General features: G+C 43.2%; 33 protein-coding genes. 2 read left to right on the forward strand and 31 right to left on the reverse strand.

The window, feature by feature from the left end; translation table 11 throughout:
* Positions 1-5: 5 nt before the first annotated feature.
* Both NZ583_06295 and NZ583_06300 read right to left on the reverse strand, forming a co-directional pair.
* Entirely contained in the window at positions 6-551 is a 546-nt protein-coding gene (locus tag NZ583_06295; protein MCS7281217.1) for a cupin domain-containing protein, read from the reverse strand.
* A gap of 39 nt (positions 552-590) precedes the next feature.
* Positions 591-1,544 (reverse strand): metallophosphoesterase, encoded by a 954-nt coding sequence (locus tag NZ583_06300; GenBank protein MCS7281218.1) that lies wholly within the window; start codon positions 1,542-1,544, stop codon positions 591-593.
* A gap of 70 nt (positions 1,545-1,614) precedes the next feature.
* Here NZ583_06300 and NZ583_06305 point away from each other — a divergent pair, with 70 nt between their 5' ends.
* Entirely contained in the window at positions 1,615-1,740 is a 126-nt protein-coding gene (locus tag NZ583_06305) for a hypothetical protein (GenBank protein ID MCS7281219.1), read from the forward strand.
* Positions 1,731-2,270, forward strand: a complete 540-nt coding sequence (locus NZ583_06310; GenBank protein MCS7281220.1) for a hypothetical protein — start codon at positions 1,731-1,733, stop codon at positions 2,268-2,270. Before NZ583_06305 ends, NZ583_06310 begins: the two co-directional genes overlap by 10 nt.
* On the opposite strand, the gene NZ583_06315 is transcribed toward NZ583_06310, so the two are convergent.
* From NZ583_06315 to yedE, 29 genes are all read right to left on the reverse strand, one after another.
* Positions 2,260-3,441, reverse strand: coding sequence for a class I SAM-dependent rRNA methyltransferase (locus NZ583_06315; protein MCS7281221.1), 1,182 nt, complete (start codon positions 3,439-3,441; stop codon positions 2,260-2,262). The genes NZ583_06310 and NZ583_06315 overlap by 11 nt on opposite strands.
* 8 nt (positions 3,442-3,449) lie before the next feature.
* Entirely contained in the window at positions 3,450-3,938 is a 489-nt protein-coding gene (gene mog, locus NZ583_06320) for a molybdopterin adenylyltransferase (GenBank protein MCS7281222.1), read from the reverse strand.
* Positions 3,935-4,375, reverse strand: a complete 441-nt coding sequence (locus NZ583_06325; GenBank protein ID MCS7281223.1) for an MOSC domain-containing protein — start codon at positions 4,373-4,375, stop codon at positions 3,935-3,937. The genes mog and NZ583_06325 overlap by 4 nt, the downstream gene beginning before the upstream one ends.
* On the reverse strand, positions 4,372-4,842 hold the full coding sequence (gene moaC / locus NZ583_06330; protein MCS7281224.1) for a cyclic pyranopterin monophosphate synthase MoaC: 471 nt from the start codon (positions 4,840-4,842) through the stop codon (positions 4,372-4,374). The genes NZ583_06325 and moaC overlap by 4 nt, the downstream gene beginning before the upstream one ends.
* 1 nt (position 4,843) lies before the next feature.
* A complete protein-coding gene (moaA, locus tag NZ583_06335) occupies positions 4,844-5,818 on the reverse strand; it encodes a GTP 3',8-cyclase MoaA (GenBank protein MCS7281225.1) in 975 nt (324 codons plus the stop codon).
* On the reverse strand, positions 5,805-7,712 hold the full coding sequence (locus tag NZ583_06340; protein MCS7281226.1) for a molybdopterin biosynthesis protein: 1,908 nt from the start codon (positions 7,710-7,712) through the stop codon (positions 5,805-5,807). Before NZ583_06340 ends, moaA begins: the two co-directional genes overlap by 14 nt.
* Positions 7,709-8,947: a molybdopterin molybdotransferase MoeA gene (locus NZ583_06345; protein MCS7281227.1), complete on the reverse strand. Its 1,239-nt coding sequence runs from the start codon at positions 8,945-8,947 to the stop codon at positions 7,709-7,711. Before NZ583_06345 ends, NZ583_06340 begins: the two co-directional genes overlap by 4 nt.
* Entirely contained in the window at positions 8,937-10,268 is a 1,332-nt protein-coding gene (locus NZ583_06350; protein ID MCS7281228.1) for a radical SAM protein, read from the reverse strand. Before NZ583_06350 ends, NZ583_06345 begins: the two co-directional genes overlap by 11 nt.
* 55 nt (positions 10,269-10,323) lie before the next feature.
* A complete protein-coding gene (locus NZ583_06355) occupies positions 10,324-11,235 on the reverse strand; it encodes a branched-chain amino acid transaminase (GenBank protein ID MCS7281229.1) in 912 nt (303 codons plus the stop codon).
* Positions 11,232-11,615 (reverse strand): transcription antitermination factor NusB, encoded by a 384-nt coding sequence (gene nusB / locus NZ583_06360; protein MCS7281230.1) that lies wholly within the window; start codon positions 11,613-11,615, stop codon positions 11,232-11,234. The genes NZ583_06355 and nusB overlap by 4 nt, the downstream gene beginning before the upstream one ends.
* A gap of 8 nt (positions 11,616-11,623) precedes the next feature.
* The gene (gene ribE / locus NZ583_06365) at positions 11,624-12,115 is read right to left on the reverse strand and encodes a 6,7-dimethyl-8-ribityllumazine synthase (protein ID MCS7281231.1); all 492 of its coding nucleotides are present in this window, start codon (positions 12,113-12,115) and stop codon (positions 11,624-11,626) included.
* A gap of 9 nt (positions 12,116-12,124) precedes the next feature.
* A complete protein-coding gene (locus tag NZ583_06370; GenBank protein MCS7281232.1) occupies positions 12,125-13,330 on the reverse strand; it encodes a bifunctional 3,4-dihydroxy-2-butanone-4-phosphate synthase/GTP cyclohydrolase II in 1,206 nt (401 codons plus the stop codon).
* Between the two features lie 2 nt (positions 13,331-13,332).
* Positions 13,333-13,974: a riboflavin synthase gene (locus tag NZ583_06375; GenBank protein ID MCS7281233.1), complete on the reverse strand. Its 642-nt coding sequence runs from the start codon at positions 13,972-13,974 to the stop codon at positions 13,333-13,335.
* On the reverse strand, positions 13,955-15,055 hold the full coding sequence (ribD, locus tag NZ583_06380) for a bifunctional diaminohydroxyphosphoribosylaminopyrimidine deaminase/5-amino-6-(5-phosphoribosylamino)uracil reductase RibD (protein MCS7281234.1): 1,101 nt from the start codon (positions 15,053-15,055) through the stop codon (positions 13,955-13,957). Before ribD ends, NZ583_06375 begins: the two co-directional genes overlap by 20 nt.
* On the reverse strand, positions 15,052-15,531 hold the full coding sequence (nrdR, locus tag NZ583_06385; protein MCS7281235.1) for a transcriptional regulator NrdR: 480 nt from the start codon (positions 15,529-15,531) through the stop codon (positions 15,052-15,054). The genes ribD and nrdR overlap by 4 nt, the downstream gene beginning before the upstream one ends.
* A 2-nt stretch (positions 15,532-15,533) precedes the next feature.
* Positions 15,534-15,977, reverse strand: coding sequence for a cytidine/deoxycytidylate deaminase family protein (locus NZ583_06390; GenBank protein ID MCS7281236.1), 444 nt, complete (start codon positions 15,975-15,977; stop codon positions 15,534-15,536).
* A complete protein-coding gene (locus NZ583_06395; GenBank protein MCS7281237.1) occupies positions 15,978-17,234 on the reverse strand; it encodes a serine hydroxymethyltransferase in 1,257 nt (418 codons plus the stop codon).
* Positions 17,216-17,671: a ribose 5-phosphate isomerase B gene (rpiB, locus tag NZ583_06400; protein MCS7281238.1), complete on the reverse strand. Its 456-nt coding sequence runs from the start codon at positions 17,669-17,671 to the stop codon at positions 17,216-17,218. The genes NZ583_06395 and rpiB overlap by 19 nt, the downstream gene beginning before the upstream one ends.
* Positions 17,668-18,909, reverse strand: a complete 1,242-nt coding sequence (gene fabF / locus NZ583_06405) for a beta-ketoacyl-ACP synthase II (GenBank protein MCS7281239.1) — start codon at positions 18,907-18,909, stop codon at positions 17,668-17,670. Before fabF ends, rpiB begins: the two co-directional genes overlap by 4 nt.
* Before the next feature lies 1 nt (position 18,910).
* Positions 18,911-19,153, reverse strand: coding sequence for an acyl carrier protein (locus tag NZ583_06410; GenBank protein ID MCS7281240.1), 243 nt, complete (start codon positions 19,151-19,153; stop codon positions 18,911-18,913).
* Between the two features lie 24 nt (positions 19,154-19,177).
* Positions 19,178-19,903, reverse strand: a complete 726-nt coding sequence (gene fabG / locus NZ583_06415; protein ID MCS7281241.1) for a 3-oxoacyl-[acyl-carrier-protein] reductase — start codon at positions 19,901-19,903, stop codon at positions 19,178-19,180.
* Positions 19,900-20,838, reverse strand: a complete 939-nt coding sequence (gene fabD / locus NZ583_06420) for an ACP S-malonyltransferase (GenBank protein ID MCS7281242.1) — start codon at positions 20,836-20,838, stop codon at positions 19,900-19,902. The genes fabG and fabD overlap by 4 nt, the downstream gene beginning before the upstream one ends.
* Before the next feature lies 1 nt (position 20,839).
* Complete coding sequence (locus NZ583_06425; protein ID MCS7281243.1) at positions 20,840-22,006, reverse strand: acyl-CoA dehydrogenase family protein; 1,167 nt, start codon at positions 22,004-22,006, stop codon at positions 20,840-20,842.
* Between the two features lie 16 nt (positions 22,007-22,022).
* Positions 22,023-23,012, reverse strand: coding sequence for a phosphate acyltransferase PlsX (gene plsX, locus NZ583_06430; GenBank protein ID MCS7281244.1), 990 nt, complete (start codon positions 23,010-23,012; stop codon positions 22,023-22,025).
* 3 nt (positions 23,013-23,015) lie between these two features.
* Positions 23,016-23,198: a 50S ribosomal protein L32 gene (rpmF, locus tag NZ583_06435; GenBank protein MCS7281245.1), complete on the reverse strand. Its 183-nt coding sequence runs from the start codon at positions 23,196-23,198 to the stop codon at positions 23,016-23,018.
* Complete coding sequence (locus NZ583_06440; GenBank protein MCS7281246.1) at positions 23,155-23,724, reverse strand: DUF177 domain-containing protein; 570 nt, start codon at positions 23,722-23,724, stop codon at positions 23,155-23,157. The genes rpmF and NZ583_06440 overlap by 44 nt, the downstream gene beginning before the upstream one ends.
* A 69-nt stretch (positions 23,725-23,793) precedes the next feature.
* Positions 23,794-25,062 carry a tRNA (N(6)-L-threonylcarbamoyladenosine(37)-C(2))-methylthiotransferase MtaB gene (gene mtaB / locus NZ583_06445; protein MCS7281247.1) on the reverse strand — a complete coding sequence of 423 codons (1,269 nt, stop codon included), beginning with the start codon at positions 25,060-25,062 and terminating at the stop codon, positions 23,794-23,796.
* A gap of 141 nt (positions 25,063-25,203) precedes the next feature.
* Positions 25,204-25,425, reverse strand: a complete 222-nt coding sequence (locus NZ583_06450; protein MCS7281248.1) for a sulfurtransferase TusA family protein — start codon at positions 25,423-25,425, stop codon at positions 25,204-25,206.
* A gap of 9 nt (positions 25,426-25,434) precedes the next feature.
* Positions 25,435-26,532 (reverse strand): YedE family putative selenium transporter, encoded by a 1,098-nt coding sequence (gene yedE / locus NZ583_06455; GenBank protein MCS7281249.1) that lies wholly within the window; start codon positions 26,530-26,532, stop codon positions 25,435-25,437.
* Positions 26,533-26,544 lie beyond the last annotated feature (12 nt).

Genomic DNA, 26,544 nt, shown 5'->3' on the forward strand with positions numbered 1-26,544 from the left:
CCTCCTCAGAAGGTCGGTGGAGTAATAACCCATATTATGTGGACTTCCTCTTTCCCCTCATTTACCCAATCGTGGGGAATCCTAGACGAAAAGTAAAAACTTTCCCCCTGCCTTATGATGTGTGTTTTATCATTTAGTCTTAGTACCATCTCCCCTTTTATAACGAAGCCGAACTCCTCGCCGTCATGAGAGTACATCCCGTGTGAACCACCCCCCGGTTTTATTACGGTGTAGAAAGGTTGCATTCTCTTGTTTGTTACATTTTTGACGAGAGACTGGATCTTCGCATCCCACCTTTTAAGATGGATATCAATTCTATCCTCTTCTTTCGTAACCACATCTTCATCATTCACATTATCCATAAAGAAATCGACTATATTTACGCCCAGTGCGCTTGCTATCTTTTTCAACGTGGATATCGAAGGCTCAGTTTTTCCATTCTCGACTTGGGAAATAAACGCAGGCGTACAACCAACCCGCAACGATAACTCCCGTAACGTAAGGCCTTTGGCTTCCCTAAGTTGCCGTAACTTCATTCCGAGGTCTACCATGTTAAGTTTCACTTAAACTACTAAACTACACTTAACATGTCAAGAGGTTTTTTCCAAATCTATCACAGTTATCTCGGGTGGGGCCAAAAATCTAATCGGAGGACCCCATGTACCGAGTCCTCTCGAAACGTAAAGGTGAGAGCCTCTGCCGAGAATCTTATGTCCACTTATGTGTTTAAAAAATGCACGAGTTATAAGAGAAAAGGGAAAGATCTGACCACCATGTGTATGTCCGGAAAGCTGAATGTCGAATAGTCCCACACAATCTTCGATTACAATCGGTCTATGCTTGATAAGAATCTTAAAATCGTTAGGATTCAGATTTTCAAGAAGCGCTCTCTCAAGCCCCGCGCTTGAATATAGATCATCGATACCAACGATTGATATCCCATTCCTTATCCTTTCGGATTCGTTCGCTAAGAGCTTGAAGCCCGCTTTTTCAAAAAATACCTTTGCTCCATCCAAACCAATATAGTACTCATGGTTTCCAGTAACCGCGAATTTGCCGTATGTCGGTTTGATGGATAAGAAAGACTCAACGAAACGATTAATCTTATCAGGATGTCCATCAACTATATCCCCTGTCGCGACAAGGATATCAGGTTTTAGATGGTTTATCTTTTTTAGACACTCCTCTAGGTCGCGATCCTTCGTCATTATACCTAGATGAAGGTCCGATATCTGAACGATTCGTACGGATATGGTATCTTTTGGCAGTTTTTCAGTTTTTAAAACAAGCCTTTCGATTTTTACTTCTTTTGCCTCGAAAAACCCGTAAATTACAAGGACGAGAGAAAAAAAAAGGGGGACAAGAAACTCGAGCCTAGGAATGGAAAATATGCGTCTTTTCTGTAAGATACCAAAAACGACAATAGAAAGATCGAAGATGACTGAGGAAGAGAAAAAGAGAAAAATGAACGCCATCCATGAGTAACCCAAATATCCAACAAAGATCGCTTCTTTCTCGTAACTTTCTCTCTCTAAGATCCTCATAAGGACAGGGGATAAGATTAAAACCAAAAAAATAAACGACACAAGAAACGAGAAAAGATGGGGTAGCTTTATGGCGCTTCTTAGCTTGAGAAAGAAATGGACGTGTAGTAGCGTATACAAAGTAAAAAAAATAAAAAGGAAGGTTGTCATAGTCTACGAACCCGGTGAAGTTATTTATCACAAAATATGGTTTTGAGAAATATATTTCACACTTCCGGTTCTTTAATTCCCTTCTCATACATCTTTTTCGGTAGGGATTTTGCCTTTGTCCTTTCGCTAATGGCATTCGTTACTATTTCGATTTTTGAGCTTTTTAGGATAAAAGGGGGGATAAAAGTCAGAATAGTCGAAAGGTTACTAAAGACAAAGGAAAGTAAAAGACCAACTGGAAGTTTTTACTTCCTTCTGGCATCAATTTTCGTAATCCTACTCTTTGAGAGTGAAGCTGCGATTCTTTCCCTCTTTGTCCTTTCATTTTGCGATCCGCTTGCCGCATCCTTTGGGCGCAGATTCGGTAAAAAAAGGTGGAGAGGGAAATCACTGGAAGGTTCGATGGTCTTTTTTTTGGCAAGCCTTCTATTCCTATTTTTCGCAAAAGTAGATATTGAAAGTTGTATTCTCGTCTCTTTAGTCTCTACCCTCACTGAATTCTTCTCCACAAGACTTGATGACAATTTCACGATACCTCTTTCTACGGCTTTTGCTCTCCAGTTCTTTAGTTTTTGAAACATTGCAAAAAAAAGCATTTCAAGTACTCTCCTTCGACGAAGGGAAGTGGGACGGGATGGTCAATCCCGTGGGTATAGACTTCAAGTATCCGGAAAGAAGATTTTGCCTTTGTCGCAACATCGATTAAAAGGCGCCTAAACTCCTCTAAGCCCAGGTGGTACGAACAGGAGCAGGTGACGAGTATCCCCCCATCTATAAGAAGATCCATTGCCTTTCTATTTATGTACCTATAGCCTAAAACCCCTCTTTCTTTTTTCGTTCTTTCCTTTATAAAAGCTGGTGGATCGAGGACTATCGCATCGTAAGTCTCTTTATGATCCCTAAACACTTTTTTTACATCACCCTTTATGTTCTCCATCCTTTCTGTCTTAAAACCGTTGATTCTCACATTTTCCTTTGCCAGTTCTAGGGCGTCGCTTGAGGTGTCTATGTTTATTACGCTTTTTGCTCCCCCTGCAAGAGCGTAGACCGCAAAACCGCCCGTGTAGGAAAAACAGTTCAAAACTTTCGCGTCCCTTGCATACTTCAGAAACGCTTTCCTCTTGTCCCTCTGATCTAGGAAAAACCCTGTCTTTTGACCCCTTTTGAGATCGACCAAAAAATTAAGACCATTTTCTCTAATTTTTATGAGGTCTGGGATTTTTCCACGGATCGCGCCGTATTTCTCTTCAGGTTTTTCGTTCTGACTAGTGTATATCTCTGATCTCTCATAGATTCCTTTCGGTCTTACAATCTCCTCTAACGCTTCAATGATTTCATTTCTCCATTGGTCCATTCCTTTTGTGTGAAACTGTATAACAAGGTAGTCCGCGTATTTGTCCACAACAAGTCCGGGAAGCATGTCACCTTCGCTATTTACAAGTCTATAGGCGTTAGTATCGGTATTCTCTACGTATCTTTTCCTCACCCAGAGGGCGTTTGCGATCCTTTTCTTGAAAAAATTCCTATCGACTTTTTCAGACTCATCGTATCCCCATACTCTCACCGAGATCTGAGAGTAGGAATTAAAGTAACCGGTTGCAATGAATTTTCCGCTTTCGTCTACAAGTTTTACCGGAGTTCCAGGCCTTAGTCCATCCGGAACGTAAAGGAGAGCTTTAGAGTAGACCCAGGGATGTCTCGCAAGAATCGGACCAATCTTTTCCTTCTTTACGACAAGAGGGATCATCTACCCATTCAAGTACCGCATTCTTCCGTTGAACCTTTAAGCTTGGAAAGGGTATGCGGTATTGCATCAATAACAAAAGAGAGACATTCTTTTGCTGCCTTAGGACTTCCCGGTAAATTTATTATGAGACTTTTCTTCCTTATTCCACATATTCCCCGCGAGATTATGCCATGGGGAGTTATTTTATAACTCTCTACCCTCATAATCTCTGAGAAACCGGGAAGTTCTTTTTCTATCACTCTTTTTGTTGCCTCAGGAGTCACGTCCCGGGGACTAATCCCTGTTCCCCCTGTGGTGATAACTAGGTCTATTCCTTCCTCATCGATAAGTTTTGCTATTGTGGTAGAGATCGTCTCTTCCTCATCCGGAACGACAATTATCTTTTCGACAAGGTATTTATCTTCTAAGAGAGCTCTTACAGAAGGTCCACTTTTATCTTCCCTTTCACCCCTTGACCCTTTATCACTTACCGTTACTATTGCGGCTTTGTACTTCACTCTATGACCTCAATGGGATCTCCAACTTTCACCACACCGCCCTCAATAACTTCGGCAAAGATTCCTTCTTTTGGCATTATGCAGTCACCCGCCATATAGTAAATGGCACACCTTTCGTGACACTCTTTTCCGATCTGGGTCACGCGGAGAATAACTCTTTCACCCACTTTAAGTTTCTTTCCTAAAGTAAGAGATGATAAGTCGAGCCCTTCTGTTGTTATATTTTCCGCAAAATCTCCTGGTCCCACATCCAGTCCAAGATTTCTCATCTTCTCAATACTTTCGATTGAGAGAAGGCTTACCTGTCTATGCATAAACCCGAAGTGTCCGTCTCCTTGAAGGCCCTTGTCTTTAACGAGAAAAGCATTATTGACGTTCCTTTTTTTTTCTCCCTTTTTTTCACTTGTGTTCACTGATATTACCCTTCCCTTATTCATCTTACGAACCTTCCGCTTTTGCCGCCTTCTTTTTCAATAAGATAAAAAGGACCGAGCACAATCCTTTTATCCACGGCTTTTAGCATGTCGTAGACAGTAAGCGCACTCACAAGGACAGCTGTGAGGGACTCCATCTCAACGCCGGTTTTGCCTTCGCATTTTACCGTGCTTTCTATCTCTAGGGCTGATTCCACGTCATTTAAGCTAAACTCTATCTCTACGTGGGATAGAAGAAGCGGATGGCAAAGAGGGACAAGCTCATGAGTTTTCTTTGCAGCCATTATTCCGGCAAGTCGGGCAGTTCCCAAAATGTCTCCTTTTGGTCCTTCCCCTCTTTTTAGAAGCTCGTACGTGCTCTTCGACATTTTCACACACCCGTACGCTTTAGCCTGCCTGAGTGTGATTTCTTTTCCGCTTACATCTACCATTCTTGCCTTGCCTTCTTCATCTATATGGGTAAGTTTCACACTAGCCTCCGATATGTCTTAAACTTCTCTGGCATTTCCTTATGAGGCCATGTTCTTCCTTCCTTTCCGGTTTTTCTTTTACAGCCTTCACAATAAGCCTTTCTATTTCTTCGTCAGAAGCTCCGCTCCTTAAGGCACTTTTTAAATCATATTCCACATCTGAAAAAAGGCAGGGCTTTATCCTACCTCTGGAAGTTAAGCGGATTCTGTTACAACTTGTGCATAGGTGGGAGGAGACCGGACTTATAAAGCCCACCTTGCCTTTTCCGTTTTTTATCCTGTAAACCACAGCCGGTCCCTGTTCAGAGTTTAAATCCGGTTCAAGTTCGAAATGCTCCTCTATCCGTTTTCTTATAAGCTCTGTCGGAACTACTCTCTCTTCCGTCCAGAAGCCTTCTTCCCCGAAGGGCATAAATTCTATGAACCTTATCTCCAAGTCAAGCCTACTGGCAATCTCAACAAAGTCGACAACTTCGTCATCGTTTATGCCTTTTATGATGACCGTGTTTATCTTTACAGGTCTAAGCCCAAAAAGGAGGGCTTTTTCTATTCCCCTTATAACCTTTTCTATTTCGTCAAAACCCGTTATGTATCTGAAACGGTCCTTCTTTAAAGTGTCCAGGCTCACATTTATCCTTTTTAAGCCACATTCCTTAAGTTCCGAAATTTTTTCTTCCAGAAGTACTCCGTTCGTTGTAAGGCTTATGTCCTCTATCCCTTCAATAGACGTTAAACTCCTAATAAGCAGTGAAAGGCCCTTTCTCAGAAGAGGTTCTCCGCCTGTGAGTCTTACCTTCGTTATTCCCAATTTCGAACATACCCTTACAAATCTGGTGATTTCTTCGTAAGATAGGATTTCGCTATGCGGCACGAAGGGTACCTTTCCGTCTACACAGTATCTACATTTAAGGTTACACCTATCGGTAATCGATATCCTTAAGTAGTTGATCCGCCTTTCGAACCTATCTTTTAACATACTTTATCTTTCCTGTGTCGGCTAAATTGTAGCCTCCGATAATCTCTAGCTTCTTTTTGAACTCCCCAGATGTGATTATATCATATATGGTCTCAAATTTAGCGTCCTTAACAAACTCCTCGGATACGAGGAGATCAAAATCTTCCTCCGCAAGGGGTATGAAATCGAGGTCAAAAAGTCTTGCCACACTGAATGTTGTCAATCCGCAGTCCGCAATTGATTCCTTTATCATTATTCCTACCCTTGTGTGGGAAGACTCTTCTCTATCGTATCCGTCTATCTTTTCCTTTGGAATGCCCTTTTGAGAAATAAGCGTATCAAAAAGGATTCGAGTTCCGGATCCATACTGTCTGTTTACGAACTTTACCCCTTCCTTTGCTATATCTTCAATCCCTCTTATCTTTTTCGGGTTTCCTTTTTTCACCGCTATACCTATTATCCTTTTTGCAATGTTTATGAGTCTCCAACTCCTTTCCGGCAGATACTTTTTGAGGATGGGGATGTTATAGATTTTCTCATCCGGATCAAGTATGTGGGTTGTTGCAAGATCCGATACTCCCTTTTTGAATGCCAAAATACCCCCCAAACTTCCAACATGGATACTTAAAAGATCGAAAGCAGAGTTTTGTCTCTTTAAGATGTCCCTAAGATAAGAAAGACATATATCGTGACTTCCTACGATGTTTATGCGGTTCTCTATGTGAGACTTCTCCTTAATGAGGAAACAGAGCGCCTCCTCATTTTCATCAAGACCTTCCAGATTCTCAGGAATGCTCAATATTCCGTCAGCCATCGAAAGGGACGATATGAGGCTTGCCCCTCTTGGAAGGGGTACGGCGTAAAAATCATTGCCTTTTTTTAAAAGGTTAACCCTCAAAAGCTCTTCAATACCCAATCTTGAAGGAATTTTATAGGCAGTTCTCACCTTTATTGATTCTCTTTCTATCCGCTTTCCTACAGAACTTTCGTAAAACGGAGTTAGAAATTCAATAAAACAGAACACAGCGCTTACGGGGTAACCAGGTATCCCAAAGACTGGCTTATCGTTTATTTTTCCGAAAAGAAAGGGTTTACCAGGCATCATCGATACTCCATGGAATATTACCTCCCCTATCTTATCTATCACTTTTTTTGTGAAATCTTCGCCTCCAGCGCTTGTTCCCGCATTGATGACGATTAAATCAACGTAATCAACAAATTTTCTAATCTCCTCCTCCAATTCCGATTCGTTTTTTGCAATCTTGCCTTTTTTTACTTCGAAACCAATGGATTCACCAAGAGAGGAAAGCACGTATGAATTGAAGTCAGTAACGAATCCTTTCTTTCCAACTCTTTCTGGCTCAATGTAAGGATCTATGACCTCTTTTCCTGTGGGGATGATTACCATTCTAGGCTTTCTAAGGACATGGACGTGTGTAACGCCGGATGCGATGAGAAGTCCTATATCGTACGAGGTTATAGTGTGGTAGGTTGGCAAAAGAATTTCATAGGCTACAGTGTCCTCCCCTATCATTCGCACGTTCTGCCAAAGATTCGCTGGCTTTCTGATCACTATCCAGTCCTTTTTATCCTCCACTTCTTCTACCATTATCACCGCGTCTCTGCCTTCGGGTAATGGATCACCTGTATTTACGGGATACGCTTCTTGGAACTTTTTAAGCTCTAAAGGGTTTGAGATGTCAGCACCCTCAGTTTTTTTTGAGGCTACAGCATACCCATCCATGGCCGAAAGGATAAAAGGGGGGTTAGAGATTTTAGCGTAAACAGGTCTTGAGGTAATCCTGTCTTTGGCCAGATATGTAGGGATGAGTTCCTCTTCTTCTATTTTTTTTGTATTTTCGACTATAATTTTCTGGGCTTCCTTTTTCGATACAGTCTTTAAGTATCTTTTCATGACTCATAAAAATAGACGTCCACTTCCTCGCCTTTTTCGTACCCTTCGCGATTTTCATCCACTACTATGTATCCGCAAGAAAAAGTAAGGACTGATATCACTGCCGATTTTGCAAAGATAGGTTCCACAAAAATCTCTCTACCTTTGGGAATTATCCTTACGTTAACGTACTCTTCGATACCTTGACTTGACGGAACATTGGTAATTAGCACTCCTTTTAAAGTCTTTGGCGATGTCTCACTACATCCGGCAACCTTAAGAAAGAACGGTACAACAAACCTATATGTGACTATAAGACAGGATAGTGGGTGTCCTGGCAGACCAAAAAAGGGTTTGTCCCATATTAGCCCAAAAAGAAAGGGCTTTCCCGGCCTTATGTTTACTCCGTGAAACAAAATCCTTCCTCCCGATTTTTCCAAGGCTTTGGCTATCACATCCCTTTCTCCTTTGGAACTTCCCCCACTTACACAGAAAATGTCGCAATCCTTCACAAGTGAAAGTTTGTTCACAACATCTTCTATCTCATCTTTTGCTATGCCAGGAGTTACTGTCTCACCTCCAAGCTTAGTGAAAAGACCATCCAAGAGATACCCGTTTATATCACGGATTTTTCCCGAACCTGCCTTTTCATCCGGAGAAACTATCTCGTCTCCAGTTGAGATTATGGCAACTTTTGGCTTTTTGAATACAGGAATCTTCGTAAGCCCCAAAGCGGCAAAGATGCCGATGTCGTGAACGGTTATCCTTTTTCCCTTTTTAAAGATGATGTCCCCTTTTTTTATATCCTCGCCCATCCGTACTATATTTTCGCCCTTGTAGACAGGCTTCATAATCTCAACTACATCCCCCATCTCTCGTGTAAATTCCTGCATAATCACGCTATCAGCTCCGGAAGGAACATACGCTCCCGTACTCACATAGACACATTCGCCCTCAGAGACCGAAATCTTCGGTAATTCCCCAACCCGTACGCTTCCTTTTTTCCATAAAACAAGTGGGTTCGTCTCAGAAGCACCTTGGGAATCCTTCGAACGCATAGCGTAGCCGTCTACAAGCGAACGGTCGAAATAGGGCAGATCCTCAGGCGAGATTAAATCCGAAGCAAGTACTCTTCCTAGACAACTTTTTATACTTAAACTTTCAAAGCCCAAAGGTGTTACATAAGAATCGATAATCTCCCTCGCATATTTTGGGCTTACCGTTGTCAAAAAATCGAGCTTCACTTTATGGCCCATACTCTTCGTTCCAGGTTTTTTGAGCTATGGCTCTATACTTTTTCGCGTAGTCGTCTAAAAATTGTGAAAGCTCATTCACTATACTTTCAGCACCTGGATGTGTTGGACTGGCATTGTACTTTCTTACGAGTTCCCTCAACGCTTTGGGGTTATCAATGATCATGCAAGGAGTTAGAGGATTGTCCGAAAAGGGCTGATTTGCCCTTATCCCTTTGAAGAAGGGGGAAAGGAGAACCTCTTTGAGCGTCTTGTCTTTTATGTTATCGACTGCAAAATGAACAAAGACACAAGGCTCCACGTCTCCATTCGCATTTATATGGAAATACTCACGCCCTCCTGCAAGACAACCCTCTATGTATGCTCCATCGTTCCAGAAATCGCACAAAAATATAGGGTAGGTGTTTCTTATGACTCTTAATCTCCTCCTTATCTCGTCCCGCTCTTCAGGTAAAAGCATAAGAGTTGGGTCAGGATTGTGACCGACAGGTATGTACTGAAAATACCATATAACCGATACGCCCTTCTCGACTAGCATCTTTATGAACTCATGGGAGGATATTTCCAGATAATTTTCCCTTGTCTGCATTATGGAGGCTCCAAAGAGTACACCGTGCCTTTTCAGCCTGTCGAAGACTTCCATGAGCAACTTAAAATGTCCTTTTCCTCTTCTTGAATCTGTTCGCTCCTCAAAACCTTCAATACTCACCATGGGGGCCACATTCCCAAGTTCAGAGAGCCTTTTTGCAAGATCCTCTGTTATTAGAGTACCGTTGGTATATACCTGAAACATAATGTCCCTGTGCTTTTCGTAAAGCTCTAAAAGGTCCTCTCTAAGAAAAGGTTCGCCACCGGAGATGGTAACAAAGTGGATATGCATCTTTTCGGCCTCGGTAAGTATCCGATCGATAACGTCGTATGGGAGTCCAAAATCCTTTTCATACTCCCCTGAATAGCATCCATAGCACCTCATATTACATCTCATTGTGGGACTGATGACAAAGAAAAGGGGTGGTCGGAAACCTTCTTTTTTTAAAATTTCGTCCCTTTTCTGTGTGCCGTAGAGGAGACCTAGGATGAAAAGGTTATATATAATTCTAAACCTGACATTGGGTGCAAGTTCGTAGAGAACCTTTTCTATGAGTTTCGTTGCCGGATGTTCGTGAGCCACGTAAGTTTCAAAGCTTTTAAGTATGGGCCTGTACTTTTCTTCCCTGAGGAGTAGGTCCGCAAGCCTTAGGATTTTGGACAAATTCTTCATCGAGAGCTTGGGCACCATCCTGGCCATAGCTTTTACCAGAAGCTCACTACTTGCAAGCTTCATGGTATCAACCTCCCTGTTTCAAGGCTTGTGGAGGAATGGAGTAACCTACAAAAAGTTATAGGTAGGTGAGCCAGTGTTCGTATTCCTTATGCATGCCCCGTGCGACTTCAAAGAACATCTTCTGAATCTTTGAAGTGACGGGACCCGGTTTTCCGCTGCCTATCCTTCTTCCGTCTACATTCACCACAGGGGTTACTTCTGCGGCTGTACCGGTGAAAAAGACTTCATCCGCAATGTAAATCTCGTCCCTGGAAAATCTTTCCTCTCTAACTTCAAAACCCAAATCCCTAGATATCGTGATTATACATTCGCGCGTAATACCTGGAAGGATGGAAGTGAGAGGGGTCGTCTTTATCACATTCCCCCTCACTATAAACACATTCTCACCACTTGCCTCCGAAACATAGCCTTCCGTGTCGAGCATTATGGCCTCATCGTAGCCGCAAGCTATTGCTTCCCTTTTTGCCAAGATAGAGTTAACGTACTGTCCGTTAACCTTTGCCTTTGTCATACCGGCATCCACATGGTGCCGGATGAAAGATGAAATCTTGGCTTTTATCCCATTTTTTAATCCTTCTTCGCCAAGGTAAGCTCCCCATACCCACGATATCACTGCAACCCTAACTTTAAATTCTTTCACAAATAGACCCAGCTGGTTACTCTCTATGAATACGAGTGGCCTTATGTAACATTCCCTGAAATTGTTTATCTTCACGATCTCCTTACAGACCTCTGTGATCTCCTCTTGGGAATACGGAATTTCGATTTCAACTATGTGGGCTGAATCGTAAAGTCTCTTTATATGCTCTTTCAATCTGAAAATCGCGCTTCTTCCGTCGTAACACTCGTAACATCTTATACCCTCAAAAACCCCGAGACCGTAATGGAGAGTGTGCGTGCACACATGTACTTGTGCTTTGTCCCAATCGACAAATTTGCCGTCAAACCATATCTTGTCTGCTCTCATGAAACGGTCTCCTTCTTGTAATGGGATTTAAATATCGAATCGAGTATCCCGTTTATGAAATCGCCTGAATCTTCGTTACCGTACTTCTTACCCAACTCTATAGCTTCATCTATTGCAACAAGAGGCGGAACATCTTCCAAGTAAAGCATCTCGTAGATTGCGATTCTTAAAATGTTTCTGTCAACTAAAGTTATTCTTTCAAGACTCCAGTTTTTCGATGCTTCCCTTATCAGACGATCTATGCTCTCTCTTTCTTTTTTTATGCCTAATAGAAGTCTTTTCGAATAGTCAACTATGTCCTCTTTGTAAGGAAAAATCTCCACATACTTTACTAGGGCGCTTAGGGGATCTTCTCCTTTTGTTTCTTGCTGGTAAAGCATCTTCAACGCTAGCTCTCTAGCCTTTCTTCTGCGCACAAGCCCTTTTCTTTTAAGAGATTTACCATCTCTATCACCGTTATTGCGGCATCGTATCCTTTGTTGCCGGATTTCGTGCCCGCTCTTTCTATGGCCTGTTCTATAGTTTCACTTGTTACTATTCCAAAAGCGATGGGTTTTAAAGACTCCAGAGAAGTAATCGCTATTCCTTTTGCTACCTCCGTCGCTACGTAGTGGAAATGGGGGGTATCACCTTTAATAATTGCTCCTAAGCAGATTATTCCGTCTATGTCTTTCCTTTTAGCCAGAAGCTTTGCAACAAGTGGAATCTCAAATGATCCCGGGGTCTTGTAAACTTCTATATCCTTTTCTTCGGCTCCATTCCTTCGTAATGCATCTAGGGCGCCCTCTAAGAGTCTATCCGTAATGAAACTGTTAAATCTGCTTACAACTATTGCGAATCTGAAACCTCGCGCATCTATCTTCCCTTCGTAAATTGTCATTTTAACCCCTCAAACGTTATTTAAGATATGCCCCAATTTTCTCCGTTTAGCCTTTAGATACTCAATGTTTTCTTTGTTTGGCTGCACTTCTATTGGAATCCTTTCGACAACAGAGAGTCCATATCCTTCGAGACCCTTTATCTTTCTTGGATTGTTTGTGAGAAGTCTCATCTTTGTGACACCAAGATCCCTAAGAATCTGGGCTCCAATTCCATAGTCTCTAAGATCTGGCGGAAAACCTAACGCCAGATTCGCATCAACTGTGTCGTGGCCTTCATCTTGGAGGGTATATGCCTTAAGCTTATTTAAAAGTCCTATTCCTCTTCCCTCCTGCTTCATGTAAAGGAAAATACCCTTTCCTTCTCTGTCTATCATTTTCAAAGCACATCTTAACTGCTCTCCACAATCACATCTTAATGAACCGAAAATATCCCCGGTTAAGCATTCAGAATGAACCCGTACAAGGGTCGGTTCTTCCGGTTTTATTTCACCTTTCACAAGCGCTATGTGCACCTGCATATCGATGAAATTTTCGTAAGCTATCAGCCTAAACTCTCCTGCAAAACTCGTAGGAAGCCTCGTTTCAACTACCCTTCTTACAAACTTTTCAGTCCGCGTCCTGTACTTTATAAGATCTGCAATTGTCACTATCTTCAGATTGTGTTTCTCTGCAAACTTTTCGAGATCCGGAAGCCTGGCCATCGTACCATCTTCTTTCATTATCTCACAGATCACGCCTGCCGGTTTGAGACCGGCAAGTCTTGCAAGATCTACGGAAGCCTCCGTATGCCCTACTCTTACCAGAACCCCACCTTCTTTTGCGATGATGGGAAAGACATGTCCCGGTCTCGCAAGATCTTCTGGTTTTGTCTTATCATCTATTGCCACTTTTATGGTTCTTGCCCTGTCATAAGCCGATATACCGGTTGTGACCCCTTCTTTCGCCTCAATTGAGACTGTGAATGCAGTTTTGAAAGGCGATGTGTTGTCCTTTACCATTAGGGGAAGATCTAATCTTTTAGCCATCTCTTCAGTTATCGTGAGGCAGATAAGGCCACAGGCGTGGCGGGCCATAAAATTTATGGCCTCGGGTGTTACTTTCTCCGCGGCTATCATGAGATCGCCTTCGTTCTCGCGGTCCTCATCATCTACGATAATGACCATCTTTCCATCTCTTATGTCTTCGAGTACCTCTTCTATTTTGGCAAGTGGCATCTTTATCCCTTTATGTAACCGTATTTGAATAGAAACTCGTAATCTATGCCTTTAGGCTCTCGGCAGAACAGTTTTTCTACGTATTTTCCGATTATATCCGTCTCTATGTTGACCTTTTCTCCCACCCTTTTCGTTTTTATTGTTGTCTTTTGAGCTGTGAATGGCACAATATTTACGCTAAATCTATTATCACTTTGGTCATTGACTGTCAAGCTTATGCCATCGACCGCAATCGATCCCTTTTTTACAACATATCGGGCAATTTCTCTAGGAATCGCGATTTCTAACTTTATGGAATCGCCGACTGTTCTTTTATCGACTATGGTCCCGACACACTCCACGTGTCCCGTGACTATATGTCCGTGGAGACGATCATTTAACTTCAGTGGCCTTTCGAGGTTTACAAGGTCCCCCCTTTTCTTTTCTCCCAAAGTAGTAACTTTTATCGTCTCAAGTGATACGTCACAAAAGAACGCGTTCTCTTTAAAGCCACAAATTGTAAGACAGACGCCATCTACAGATATGCTTTCGCCTTCCTTCATTTCAGAGATGGGGATGTGCGTTCTGATCGTCATTCTGAGTGAATTTGAACTTTTCTGTATTTCCAAAACCTCTCCTACGTCCTCAATAATTCCCGTGAACATAGCCCTCCACACAGATATCGCCATTTATCATTCTTACTTTGTCTATCCTCGCACGGTAAGCGTTTTTTAGAAATTCCACACCCTCCCCACCGATAAGGGGTAAGGCCTCTTTTCCTCCTATGAAGATGGGTGAGTAAAAAAGGATGAATTTATCTACCAGGCCTTCTTTAAGCAAACTTCCATTTATCTCCGCCCCACCCTCCACGAGTACGCTCATTATTTCCCTCTCGTAAAGCTCCCTGGCCAGTTCCTTGAGTGAAACTCTTCCCGATTCGTCTTTTCTTATTTTTACGATCTCTATACCCATCGATGTAAGCTTAGATTCTTTGTCCTGTCTCGATTCGCAGGTAAAGATCATCGTTTTGAACTGGTTTGCACTTCTTACAATATTCGAAGATATGGGAATCCGGAGCTTTGTGTCGAGAACTATTCTTACAGGTATTTTTTTTGGTTTATCGACCCTCGGCACAAGCATCGGATTATCTACGATAACAGTATTTATACCCACCAGTATACCGTCTACCTTTTCGCGGATTGTATTTACGTATTTTCTTGACTCCTCACTCGATATCCATTTGGAATCGCGCGTTTTCGTAGCAATTTTGCCGTCCAGGCTCAAGGCCGATTTTACGATGAAAAATGGCCTTCTCTTCTCCATGTTTACGATAAATACCTCATTAAGCTTCTTCGACTCCTTTTCAAGGACTCCCATCTTTAAGGAAATCCCAGCTTCTTTGAGGGCCTCGATCCCCTTTCCATTCACTTTGGGGTTTGGATCTAACATAGATATGACAACCTTCGATATGTTTGCCTTTATGATTTCCGGAACACAAGGCGGGGTCTTTCCATGGTGGACGCATGGTTCCAGATTGACGTAAAGGGTTGATCCTTTTAGATCTTCCTTTGCACTTTTTATCGCAACGATTTCGGCATGGGGCGAACCTGCCTTTTTGTGATAACCCTTCCCTATAATCCGGCCATCTTTGACTATCACAGCTCCAACCATAGGGTTTGGAGAAACCAAGCCTTCACCTCTTTTTGCGAGCTTTAAAGCCAGTCTCATGTAGTGTTCGTCGTTCACGCCTTCTTCTCCCTCGCTTCTTCCCTTTTGAGCAATAGGTTTTTAAGTTCCTCCATGAATTCGTTTATATCTTTGAACTGCCTATAAACGGACGCAAACCTAACGTATGCGATATCGTCGAGTTTTTTAAGTTCGTCCATTACCATCTCACCTATGTCCTTCGCGCTCACTTCCCTCTCTCCTCTTTCCAGAAGGTTGTACTCTATCCGAGAAACTATCCTTTCGAGGGATGCTATACTTATGGGTCTTTTCTCGCAAGCTTTTTTTAGTCCGGCCAGAATCTTGGTTCTGTCGAAGGCCTCCCTCCTTCCATCTTTCTTTATAACCATCGGAAGACCTTCCTCAACTCTTTCGCTTGTTGTGAATCTCTTTCCACATTTCAGGCATTCTCTCTTTCTCTTTATTGAGTCGAGCTCCTTTGTCAATCTCGAATCCAGGACTCTACTTTCTAAGTGGCCGCAGTAAGGACATTTCATTTTTAGATCTTTTTGAGATCGATCCCCGCTTCAGAAATCATATCGAGGGAAAGTTCATCAGGATAACCATCCTCGTAAAAGACTGAGATTATTCCAGCGTTTATAAGCATCTTCATGCATATGGAACACGGAAGGTGCGTAGAGTAAAGAATGCCATCCTTTATTGAGACACCATGGTATGCTGCCTGTATTATGGCATTCTGTTCCGCGTGAAGCCCACGGCAAAGTTCGTGCCTTTCCCCAGAGGCAATCTGGAGCTTCTCCCTGAGACACCCTTTTTCGCTACAATGTGTAAGATTCGTTGGTGCTCCGTTGTATCCAGTAGAAAGTATTCTTCGGTCCTTGACTATTATTGCTCCAACCTTCCTTCTTACGCATGTTGAACGTTTGGAAACGATCCTTGCGATTTCCATGAAATAAGAGTCCCAGCTTGGCCGGTTGTCCATTTACGATTCTAGAAAGTTGGAATAGATAGGAAATCTGCTGCAGAGCTCGCGAACCTTTTCTTTTATCTCTTTTCTTATCTCTTTATTGTTTATGTCGCTTAGGACCTCTTCAATGAAGGTAGCTATGATTTTCATCTCTTCTCCCTTCATCCCCCGCGCGGTGACAGCGGGAGCTCCAAGCCTTATACCGCTTGTCACAAAGGGACTCCTCTTGTCAAAGGGGATAAGATTCTTGTTTACCATTATTCCGCTCTCCTCTAAAGCCTCTTGAGCCTCCTTGCCGGTTACGTTCTTTTCTGTAAGATCAACAAGAAAGAGATGAGTGTCTGTACCCCCGGAAACTATACGGTAATTCAACCTTTTCATCTCAGAACACAAAACCTTCGTGTTTTTTATTATCTGCTCCTGGTACCTTTTAAATTCCTCTGTCATCGCATTTTTTAGAGCTACTGCTTTTGCCGCAATCACATGCATAAGAGGGCCACCCTGGATTCCAGGGAAAACGGCAGCATCTATGGCCTTCGCAAACTTCTTTTTACAGAGGATTATTCCTCCTCGGGGGCCTCTTAATGTCTTATGGGTTGTTGTTGTAACAAAATCTGCGTACGGACACGGATTTGGATGGAAGCCCGCTGCCACAAGCCCGGCAATATGGGCCATGTCTACCATAAGGTAAGCACCTATTTTGTCCGCAATCTCCCGGAACCTTTCAAAATCTATTATTCTCGAATAGGAACTTGCTCCTGTCACAATCATCTTCGGTTTTTCTTTTATTGCTATCCTTTCTATTTCGTCATAATCGAGTAGCTCTGTCTCCCTAGAAACCCCATAAGTCACAGTCTGATACAGTTTTCCAGAAAAGCTAGCCGCCTGTCCATGAGTTAAATGTCCCCCGTGGGATATATCAAGACCCATTATCTTATCACCCGGATTAAGCACCGCGTAGTAAACAGCCATGTTCGCATTTGTGCCCGAATGCGGCTGAACGTTAGCGTGTTCTGCGCCAAAAAGCTCTTTTGCCCTTTCTATAGCTATCTGTTCTATTTCGTCCAAGTAGGTGCAACCACTGTAATAACGTTTTTTAGGGTATCCTTCCGCGTATTTATTGGTAAGCACACTCCCTTGGGCTATGAGTATCTCTTCCTCTACGTAATTTTCCGAAGGGATCAAAACGAGGCTAAATTCTTCCCTTTGGAGTTCCTTTTTTATAAGCTCGTAGATTACTTCGTCTTTCTCTTTCAACTTTTTAAGGAACATCTCCCTTCCCACTCTTCAATTTTTTTTATCCTTTGGGCGTGTCTCCCTCCGTCAAATTCCGTCTTGAGCCACGTCTTAACTATTTCTAGGGCCAGTTCCTTCGCTGTCATTCTCGCACCGAGAACTAAAACGTTGCTGTTTAGGTGTTTTCTGCTCTGAATTGCACCGTAAAGATCGTATACCAAGGCGGCTCTTATTTTTTTTACTTTATTCGCAACCACGCACATCCCTATCCCTGTCCCGCAAACGAGTATACCCTTTTCGGCCTCGCCTTTGGATACAAACTTTGCTGCTTTAAAGCCGAAATCTGGATAGTCACAGGGACTCTCATCGTAGGTTCCAACATCCACTATTTCATGGCCCAACCTTTGAAGCTCAATTTTTAAAAATTCTTTAAGTCCGAATCCTGCATGGTCAGAACCAACAACTATTCTCATCCTTCAAATCTTCTGAAAACAAGAACGGAATTAGTTCCACCAAAGCCAAAAGAGTTGGACATAGCAATGTTTATCCTTTTCTCTCTGGCCACATTTGGCACATAGTCTAAATCACATTCCGGATCCGGATTTTCGTAATTTATGGTGGGAGGACAAACATTGTCCCTTATACTTAAGACGGTGAAAATGGCCTCCACTGCTCCTGCTGCACCCAAAAGGTGACCTATCATCGATTTTGTAGAACTTACTGGAATTTTATAGGCGTAATCCCCGAAAACCTTTTTTATCGCCAAAGTCTCTATGGCATCATTGAGATCCGTAGAAGTGCCGTGGGCGTTTATGTAGTCCACATCCTCAGGGTTTATCTTCCCATCCCTCAGTGCCATCTGCATACATTTTATGAATCCCTCACCGTCAGGACACGGTGCGGTAATATGGTAAGCATCTGCATTGTACCCGTACCCTATAAGTTCAGCATAGATTTTGGCATTCCTTTTTTTTGCATGCTCTAGCTCTTCAAGAACCATAATACCTGCCCCTTCAGCTACAACAAAACCGTCCCTTTCCCGGTCGAAGGGCCTCGACGCCTTATGAGGAGGATCATTTCGTGTCGAAAGGGCCTTCATCGCGTTAAAGCCCCCTATCGTGAGAGGTGTGAGATTTGCCTCTGTTCCTCCCGCTATTACTACATCTGCATCTCCGTACTGGACTATCCTTAGACCTTCACCTATAGAATGGGATCCTGTCGCACATGCCGTAACGATGCAGAGATTTGGACCTTTAAGTCCATACTTCATAGCAATGTGGCCGGATGCTTCGTTGGCGATGAGCATGGGGATAAAGAAAGGAGATATCCTAGAAGGCCCTTTTTCCAAAAGAACCTTGTGGTAATGTTCCAGTGTCGGAAGTCCGCCTAGCCCCGTACCAACAACCACACCTACTCTGTCTGGATCTTCCCGAGAGAAGTCTATACCTGAATCTTCAACGGCTATCTTAGTTGCCACGAGCGCATACTGGATAAAAAGATCCATCCTTTTTATATCTTTTGGACTTAAGTATTCCTCTGGTTTGAAATCTTTTACCTCTCCTGCTATTTTCGTCTCGTGGTGTGTCGTGTCGAATCTTGTTATGTAGGAAATGCCTGATTCTCCGTTTAGGATTCTCTTCCAGACATTATCTATCCCAATGCCCAGTGGTGTTACAAGTCCAACTCCAGTAACTACTACCCTGCGTCTCATCCTATCCCTTCGCCTTTATGTGTTCCTCAATGTAACGTATCGCGTCGCCAACAGTCTCTATTTTTTCCGCATCCTCATCAGGTATCTCAATCCCGTACTCATCTTCAAAGGCCATTATCAATTCTACGATGTCGAGTGAATCAGCCCCTAAATCGTCGATGAACTTAGCTTCCGGTGTCACCTCCGCTTCGCTAACTCCCAATTGTTCAACTATGATTTTTTTTACTCTTTCTGCAACTGTCATTTACCCACCTCCTCTTCATTGTATTTACATGTATAACCCGCCACTTACGTTTATCACCTCTCCGGTGATGTAGCTGCTATATTCGGATAACAGAAAATAGACGACCTTTGCAACCTCAATAGGTTCTCCAGGCCTTTTTAGGGGGATCATCCGAATCATCTCTTCTTTGATCTTCTCATTTAGGCTATTTGTCATATCTGTTTTTATGAATCCAGGGGCGATGGCGTTTACCCTTATGTTCCGATCCGCATACTCTTTTGCAACGCTCTTTGTAAATCCTATTATACCTGCCTTTGATGCGGCATAGTTGGCTTGGCCCGCATTTCCCATGATTCCTGCAATGGAGCTTATGTTCACGATAGCGCCACCTGTTTTTATCATGTATTTTAGAACTGCCTTCGTGCAGTTAAACACACCCTTAAGATTAACGGACATTACCCTCTCCCAATCTTCCTCCTTCATCCGAACAAGGAGCCGATCCTGGGTTATACCTGCGTTGTTGACGAGATTGTCTATCCTTTTCATCTCTTTAAACACGTAGTCCACACTATCTTCGACAGACCTCCAATCGCTCACATCCACCCTGCAGAATATTGCATTCCTCCCCATATTTTTTACATCATTTGCGGTGTCAGAACCATCAAGCACATCGAATATAGCTACATCTCCTCCTTTCTCCGCCAAAAAAAGGGCAATTGCCCTTCCTATACCTTTTGCTCCACCAGTCACAATAGTTACGGTTCCTTTCATCCCAAGATCTCCTTCACCTTTTCTATGTCTTTTTCTGTCTCGACAGGGTAACACGGTACGTGAGGCACAATTCTCTTTACAAGGTTCGTGAGTACATTTCTCGGACCAACTTCCAGAAAGATCTCACAGCTTGCGTCAACCATCTTTCTTACACACTCCTCCCACCTTACGGGGGAGAACATCTGGTAGAAGAGTTTTTCGCAAACCTCATCTTTGTTTTTGCTAATTGTGGCATCGCAATTAAACACAACAGGAAAATTCAAGGGATGGTTCTCGATCTTTTTAAGTTCTTCAAGAAGCTTTTCTGCTGCGTTTCTCATGAGCGGGCTGTGAAAAGGTCCGGAAACATTGAGAAAGACAGCCTTTTTGTACCCAGTTCCCTTTAGTTCTTCTACAACTTTTTTTAGCGATTCAAGATCTCCGGAAATAACAACCTGATCAGGAGAATTCAAGTTCGCCACTGTCACTATTTTTTCTTCCGTCGAATAACGCGAAAGAAAAGACTCAAGAAGCCCCATATCTGGGCCAAGAAGGGCGACCATTCCTCCCTGACCATGAGGATAGGCGTTTTCCATCAAAAGGCCTCTTTTTCTCGTAATAAGCAAGGCATCCTCAAAGGAGAAGAAACCGCTTACAAGCAAAGCCGTATACTCACCGAGACTGTGACCAGAAACCATATGGGGGATAAGACCAGTCTCTTTTTTGAGTTTCGTCCACACCGCATAAGAAACAAGAAGGATCGCTGGCTGCGTATTGTACGTTTTTTTTAGTTCCTCTTCTGGACCATCAAAACAGAGACTCTTTATAGGAAAATTAAGCACTTCTTCGGCCCTCTCAAAAATAGCCCTCACAGTCTCGTCCGAATCATAAAGAGCCTTCCCCATACCCACATACTGTGATCCCTGTCCGGGAAATAGAAGGCCAATTCTTTTCATTTTAAATTTCCTTTTTTTTCGATGCTGCTTCTTTTATGAGTTCTAATGCTATGATATTCCTTTGAATCTGATTTGTTCCCTCGTAAATTTGAAGGATCTTTGCGTCCCTCAGCATCTTCTCAACCGGATAATCCCTCATGTACCCGTAACCCCCAAAAATCTGAACCGCATCTATTACAACACTCATCGCCATATCGGACGGGAAAAGTTTAGCCATGGCTGATTCCTTGGTGAAGTCTTTCGGGTTCGAATCTATATATTTCGCAACAGCGTACACTAAAGCTCTGGACGCTTCTACTTTTGTCGCCATATCCGCAAGCATGTGTTGGATCGCCTGAAAACCTATAATCTTTCTATTGAACTGTTCCCGTTCCCGTGCGTAATTTATAGCTGCTTCCAAAGCCGCCTGGGCAAGTCCCACCGCCTGTGCTCCTATTCCCGGTCTCGTTCTATCAAAAGTCTTCATGGCGAGGATAAAACCCATACCTTCCCTTCCTATTACATTTTCCTCAGGTACCTCGCAGTCTTGAAAGATGAGCTCTCTCGTTGCGGATGCCCTAATTCCAAGCTTCTTTTCTTTTTTTCCAAAGCTGAAACCTTCCATCCCTTTTTCAACTATGAATGCTGTGGCACCCCTTCCTCCTTTACTTTTGTCTGTCATTGCTATGACAGTGTAGATGTCCGCTTCGCCACCGTTTGTTATCCACTGTTTTGTCCCGTTCAGTATGTATTTGTTCCCCACTTTCTTTGCCTCTGTTCTTATAGCTTGGGCATCGCTACCAGCATTCGCTTCAGTTAGGGCAAAGGCTGCAAGTTTTTTTCCTTTGGCTATGTCAGGAAGGTATTTTTTCTTCTGCTCCTCCGATCCTCCAATAAGGATGGGATATGCACCTAGAAGACTCGCTGCGTAACTAACGCTTACCCCAAGACAAGCCCTACTTAACTCTTCTACCGCGAGACAGTTTTCCAGACATCCACCTCCTAGCCCCCCATATTCTACAGGAATACTCACACCGAAAAGACCGGCATCGGCCAAGATCTTCATTATGGCCCAGGGAAACTCTTCTTTTTCATCGAGCTCGGCTCTTACAGGAATCACCTTTTCCTCGGCTATTTTCCTTGCGAGTCTTTTGATGGCTTTCTGTTCTTCCGTAAGAAAATAGTCCATGGAGCACCCCTTTATCTCAGTGGATAACTCTTTCCATGTTTCTTTTCAGTACTTCATGGAGTGAGCTTTCCGCAAACTTCTTTGCAAGGAGTATGGCGTTCCTTATTGCTCTCTCATCCGATTTCCCGTGGCATATTATGCAGGTCCCTTCCACGCCTAGCAGAGGAGCACCTCCGTACTCCGCGTAGTCAACTTTTTTTGAAAGATCCCGGAATACTTCTTTTAGTAGTATATATCCTATTTTGGCTTTCAAACTCTTTTCTATCCTTTCTTTCATAAAGCCCAAAAGGGCCTCCACGACGCCTTCGCTGATCTTTAATGCGATGTTTCCAACGAATCCGTCAGAGACGACAACATCGACCTTTCCATTGTAAAGATCGTTTCCCTCAACGTAGCCTACGTAATTTAGGTTAAGCTTCTCAATGAGAGAGTGGGCTTCTTTTGTAAGCTCGTTCCCCTTAGTTATCTCCTCTCCATTACTCAGTAGCCCAATCTTAGGTGAAGTCACGTTAAGTACAGCTTTTGCAAAGGCGTCACCCATCAAAGCAAACTGAGCAAGGTGCACTGGTTTACAGTCAACAGTACCACCCGCATCTAGAAGAACCGTGATCCCATTTTTCAAATTAGGATGGAGTGTGGCAATTGCAGGCCGATCGACGTTACTTATCCTTCCAAGTGTGAATATGGCAAAGGCAAGAGTTGCCCCGGAGTTCCCCGCACTAACCAAAGCATCCACTTTCTTTTCTTTGAGAAGCTCCATGGCAACATTTATAGACGAATTTTTCTTCTTCCTTAAAGCTGAAGAAGGAGGTTCATCCATTCTTACATATGTTTCGGCGCTGACTATCTTCACTAGGTCTTGTCTTTTGAGGAGAGGAGAAATTACTCTTTCGTCTCCTACAAGGATTATCTCGGCTATCCCTTCCTCTGCTGCGATCTCGGCCCCTTTCACAATAGCATGAGGGGCTTTATCCCCGCCCATGCCATCGACGGCGACCCTTACCATAAACTACAGTTCCTCAATCTCGAGGTACTTTTTACCTTTATAGGTCCCACATTTTTCGCATATAGTATGGGGCACAACCGGCTCCTTGCAATTGGGGCAGAGCACGAAATTCGGTGCTGAAAGCTTATAATGGGTCCTTCTCTTATCCCTTCTTGACTTTGACTGCCTCTTTTTCGGTACTCCCATACTTTTCTCCTTCCTTGGCTAAGTATGATTTTAGCAATTCACCCAGTCTCGTTTCTTTTTTCTCCTGACAGGTACATTCGCCAAGATTCCTATTGCCGCCACATCTTTCGCAAAGACCCATGCAGTTATCCCTGCATATGGCCCGCATTGGAATACTGAGCAAGATCTCCTCAAAAATGATCTCTTCCAGGTCTAGCTCGTCACTCTCGTAGTAGTGAATATCCAGTTCTTCTTCCGCCAGTTCGAGCTCAGAATCGGTTGGAGCCATTTCTCTAGACACAAGATCCACATCCAGTTCTGAATCTACAACGTAGGTGAATCTTTCCAGACATCTCGCACAGACAAGCCCAACATTACAGCTTACGTGGCCTTGAACCTTAAACTGGCTTCCCGTTTTCCTAATCTTTATCGAGTACTGGACAGGTGTAACAAAATCAACGTCTTTGTACGCCTGCACCAGTTCTTTCAGTTCAATCGTTCCAGAGAAGAAAGCTTCATCTTCTATTTCTTGTAGCCTAATTAGCATAAGGTCAGATAATATAAAAGGTTAATCCCTTTTATGTCAAGGAAATAAACCTTTCGGCTCCACCACACCTTAAGTAATGCCCACCCCTATTAATTTTCCTTCCTTTATCTCCTTAGGTACAACGTACGTAAATTCGTTTACTAACCTTCCTTCATAAGGGATCAGAACCGGAATGTAATTGTCACTGAGTCCTTTCATGTAGTGGCCCCTATAGATCTTCTTTTCGGGAAGGATCTCGAGGCGTAGGCCGAGATGTTTCATATAGAATCTGAGCCTCATTCTCCTGTCCAGCTCTTTTAAAACCCTTACCCTTTCTTTTTTTATTTTCTCATCCACCAAATTTGGCATCTTCGATGCCTCTGTATTTTCTCTTGGCGAAAAAGGAAAGACGTGGAGATAGTAAACGTCGAGTGCCTCGATGAATCTCAAGGTCTCAGTAAATTCCGATTCTGTCTCCCCAGGAAACCCTGCAATAACGTCAAGTCCGATGCCGATATTGGGAATTTTTCTCTTTAACTCTCCTAATATTTCTTTTATGTGGCCTGATTTGTATTTTCTCCCCATCCTCTCTAATACGCTATCGGAGCCACTCTGCAGAGGAATGTGTATGCTTCTTGCGAGCTTTCGGGAAGACTCAAGGATCGTTATAAACTCAGAATCGATGTAGAGCGGGTCACAGGAACTCAATCTAATCCGTTCTGGCGTTTCAGACACCTCAAGGATACGGAGTAAGCCCTTAAGATCTATGCCCGATTCGGGATCTCTATAGGAAGCTATTTCTATTCCCGAAAGTACAACCTCCTTTACCCCTCTTTTTTTTAACTCCGCCATAAACCGTAAGATTTCATCGAGAGGTCTACTTCTAGGTCTACCCCGGGCGTAGGGCACAACGCAGTAAGTACAATACATATCGCAACCGTCCTGAATTTTAAGAAAGAACCTCGTTTTGTCCGTAAGACCAAAATCAGAAGGAAGTCTTTCCAAAAGATAATCATCCAATTCCGAAACAAAAATACCTTCTTTGTCCAGGTACGAGGTAATATCGAATCTCTCTTTCTGTCCAAGAACGAGATCGGACCCGAAGTTCTTTTGAGGATAGACTTGAGGGTGGCAACCAGTAAGGATGATCTTTACCCCACTTTTTGCCCTTCTTATCCTTGATATTAACCTTTTCGCGTCTCTTTCCGCGCTCTCTGTTACCGTACAGGCATTTACAATGATAATTTCCGCCTCTTCCGCTCTTTCAGCTTGACACCCTATTTTTTTCAGCTTTTCACCTATAACCCAAGAATCGTATTGATTCGATCTGCATCCAGTTGTAAAGATAAAGTATTTCATCGTGGGTAATGATAGCACCTGAATCTAAAAGTAGTCAATCGAGTCTAATTAACGCAAAAAAGTTTATCAAAGTTACATACAGATTTTAAACCCCAGGAGTGCTTCTCACTTAAGATGCTCAGGTCCCTCACGTACACTAATTCATCTCTTTTTGCTTATCACTATTCTGTAACCAGTTCCTTCCCGGATAACTGAGTCTACTTCCCATCCCTGAGAGATTGTGGCCCGAAGGATGTTTTCCTTAGATGTATCCGTATCGACAAGGATACAGATTTTACCCTCTTTCGCTTTTTTTATCTCTTCCAATGTTAAAATCACCGGTTGGGGACAAGAAAGTCCTCTTAGATCCAAAACCTTATCCATAATTCCCTCCTATAAATTCTTTTTTCTCATCGTAAATCCCATAAGAAGGCAGCAAATGAGCCCAATTAATGCCGCGTGCGCACCGTACCTTCCGATTCCATCCGGAGAACTCACAAGTGAAAAATTATGAGCGATGGCGGCTCCCACTATCATACCGAGAACAAAAATTGCCGCATCTCCGTCACCCTCCCCAGCAAGAAAAACTTGCCTTCCAGGACAACCTCCGGCCAAGGTAGAGGCTAAACCGACAAGAACCATTCCTGTAAAATTCCAAAGCTGCATGGTGTGAGCTATTGGCTGTTTTCCAAATCCTAACTTGAACTGATCGAAGGCCAAATTTGTTAAAAAGGCTGAAAGAAAAAATGCCAAAATCCCAGAAAGAAGATGTTTTTGTCTAAAAAGGAGAAAGTCCCTTATGCCCCCCATAACGCAGAACCTGCTTCTCTGGGCCAAAAATCCTATGAGAATGCCAAAGGACAGTGATACTGCAAAAGGAGCGTGCATGGAACCTGGTCCTTTTGTGCTGTAAAAAAGGATACCACTTTTTGACTCACCCGGGACTTGGGGAAACAAAAGATTAGCGATGAGAAGAAAAACCATGATTATGGGCAGTATCAAACCTTGTGATGTGAATGTCGGTTGCGAGCGTCCGAGATTGTAGCCACTCTTCAAAAAAATGGTACCGATCCATATGCCGGCGATAAAACCCCCAATCCCGAATAAAGCATTCATGTCCCCCCCTGCGGTACGGAGAATTGCCCGCCAAGGACAGCCAAGAAAAATAAGAGCACCGATCATTGTAAACATACCGAGAATGAACCGTGTCATGGGAGAAGAACCCGCCCTCGGCCTAAACTCTTTGAAAAGAAGAGCACTTAGCAGGGATCCCAAAACAAACCCTATGATTTCCGGTCTTATATACTGGGCAGGTTCGAACCTGTGTAGTCCGATTGCTCCGGCTATATCCCTTTGAAAACAGGCAACACATACGCCCATATTAGGTGGGTTCCCGAGTTTCTGTAGGAGGGATGCAAGAACTCCAATTGTTGCCCCAGCTGTGATTATACCCAGTCTAGTTGCGAAAAAACCAAAGAGTTTTTCCTTCATATATTCCTCCTT

This window comes from Thermodesulfobacteriota bacterium, from assembly GCA_025062045.1.
In the GTDB taxonomy this organism is placed as follows: domain Bacteria; phylum Desulfobacterota; class Syntrophorhabdia; order Syntrophorhabdales; family JANXAF01; genus JANXAF01.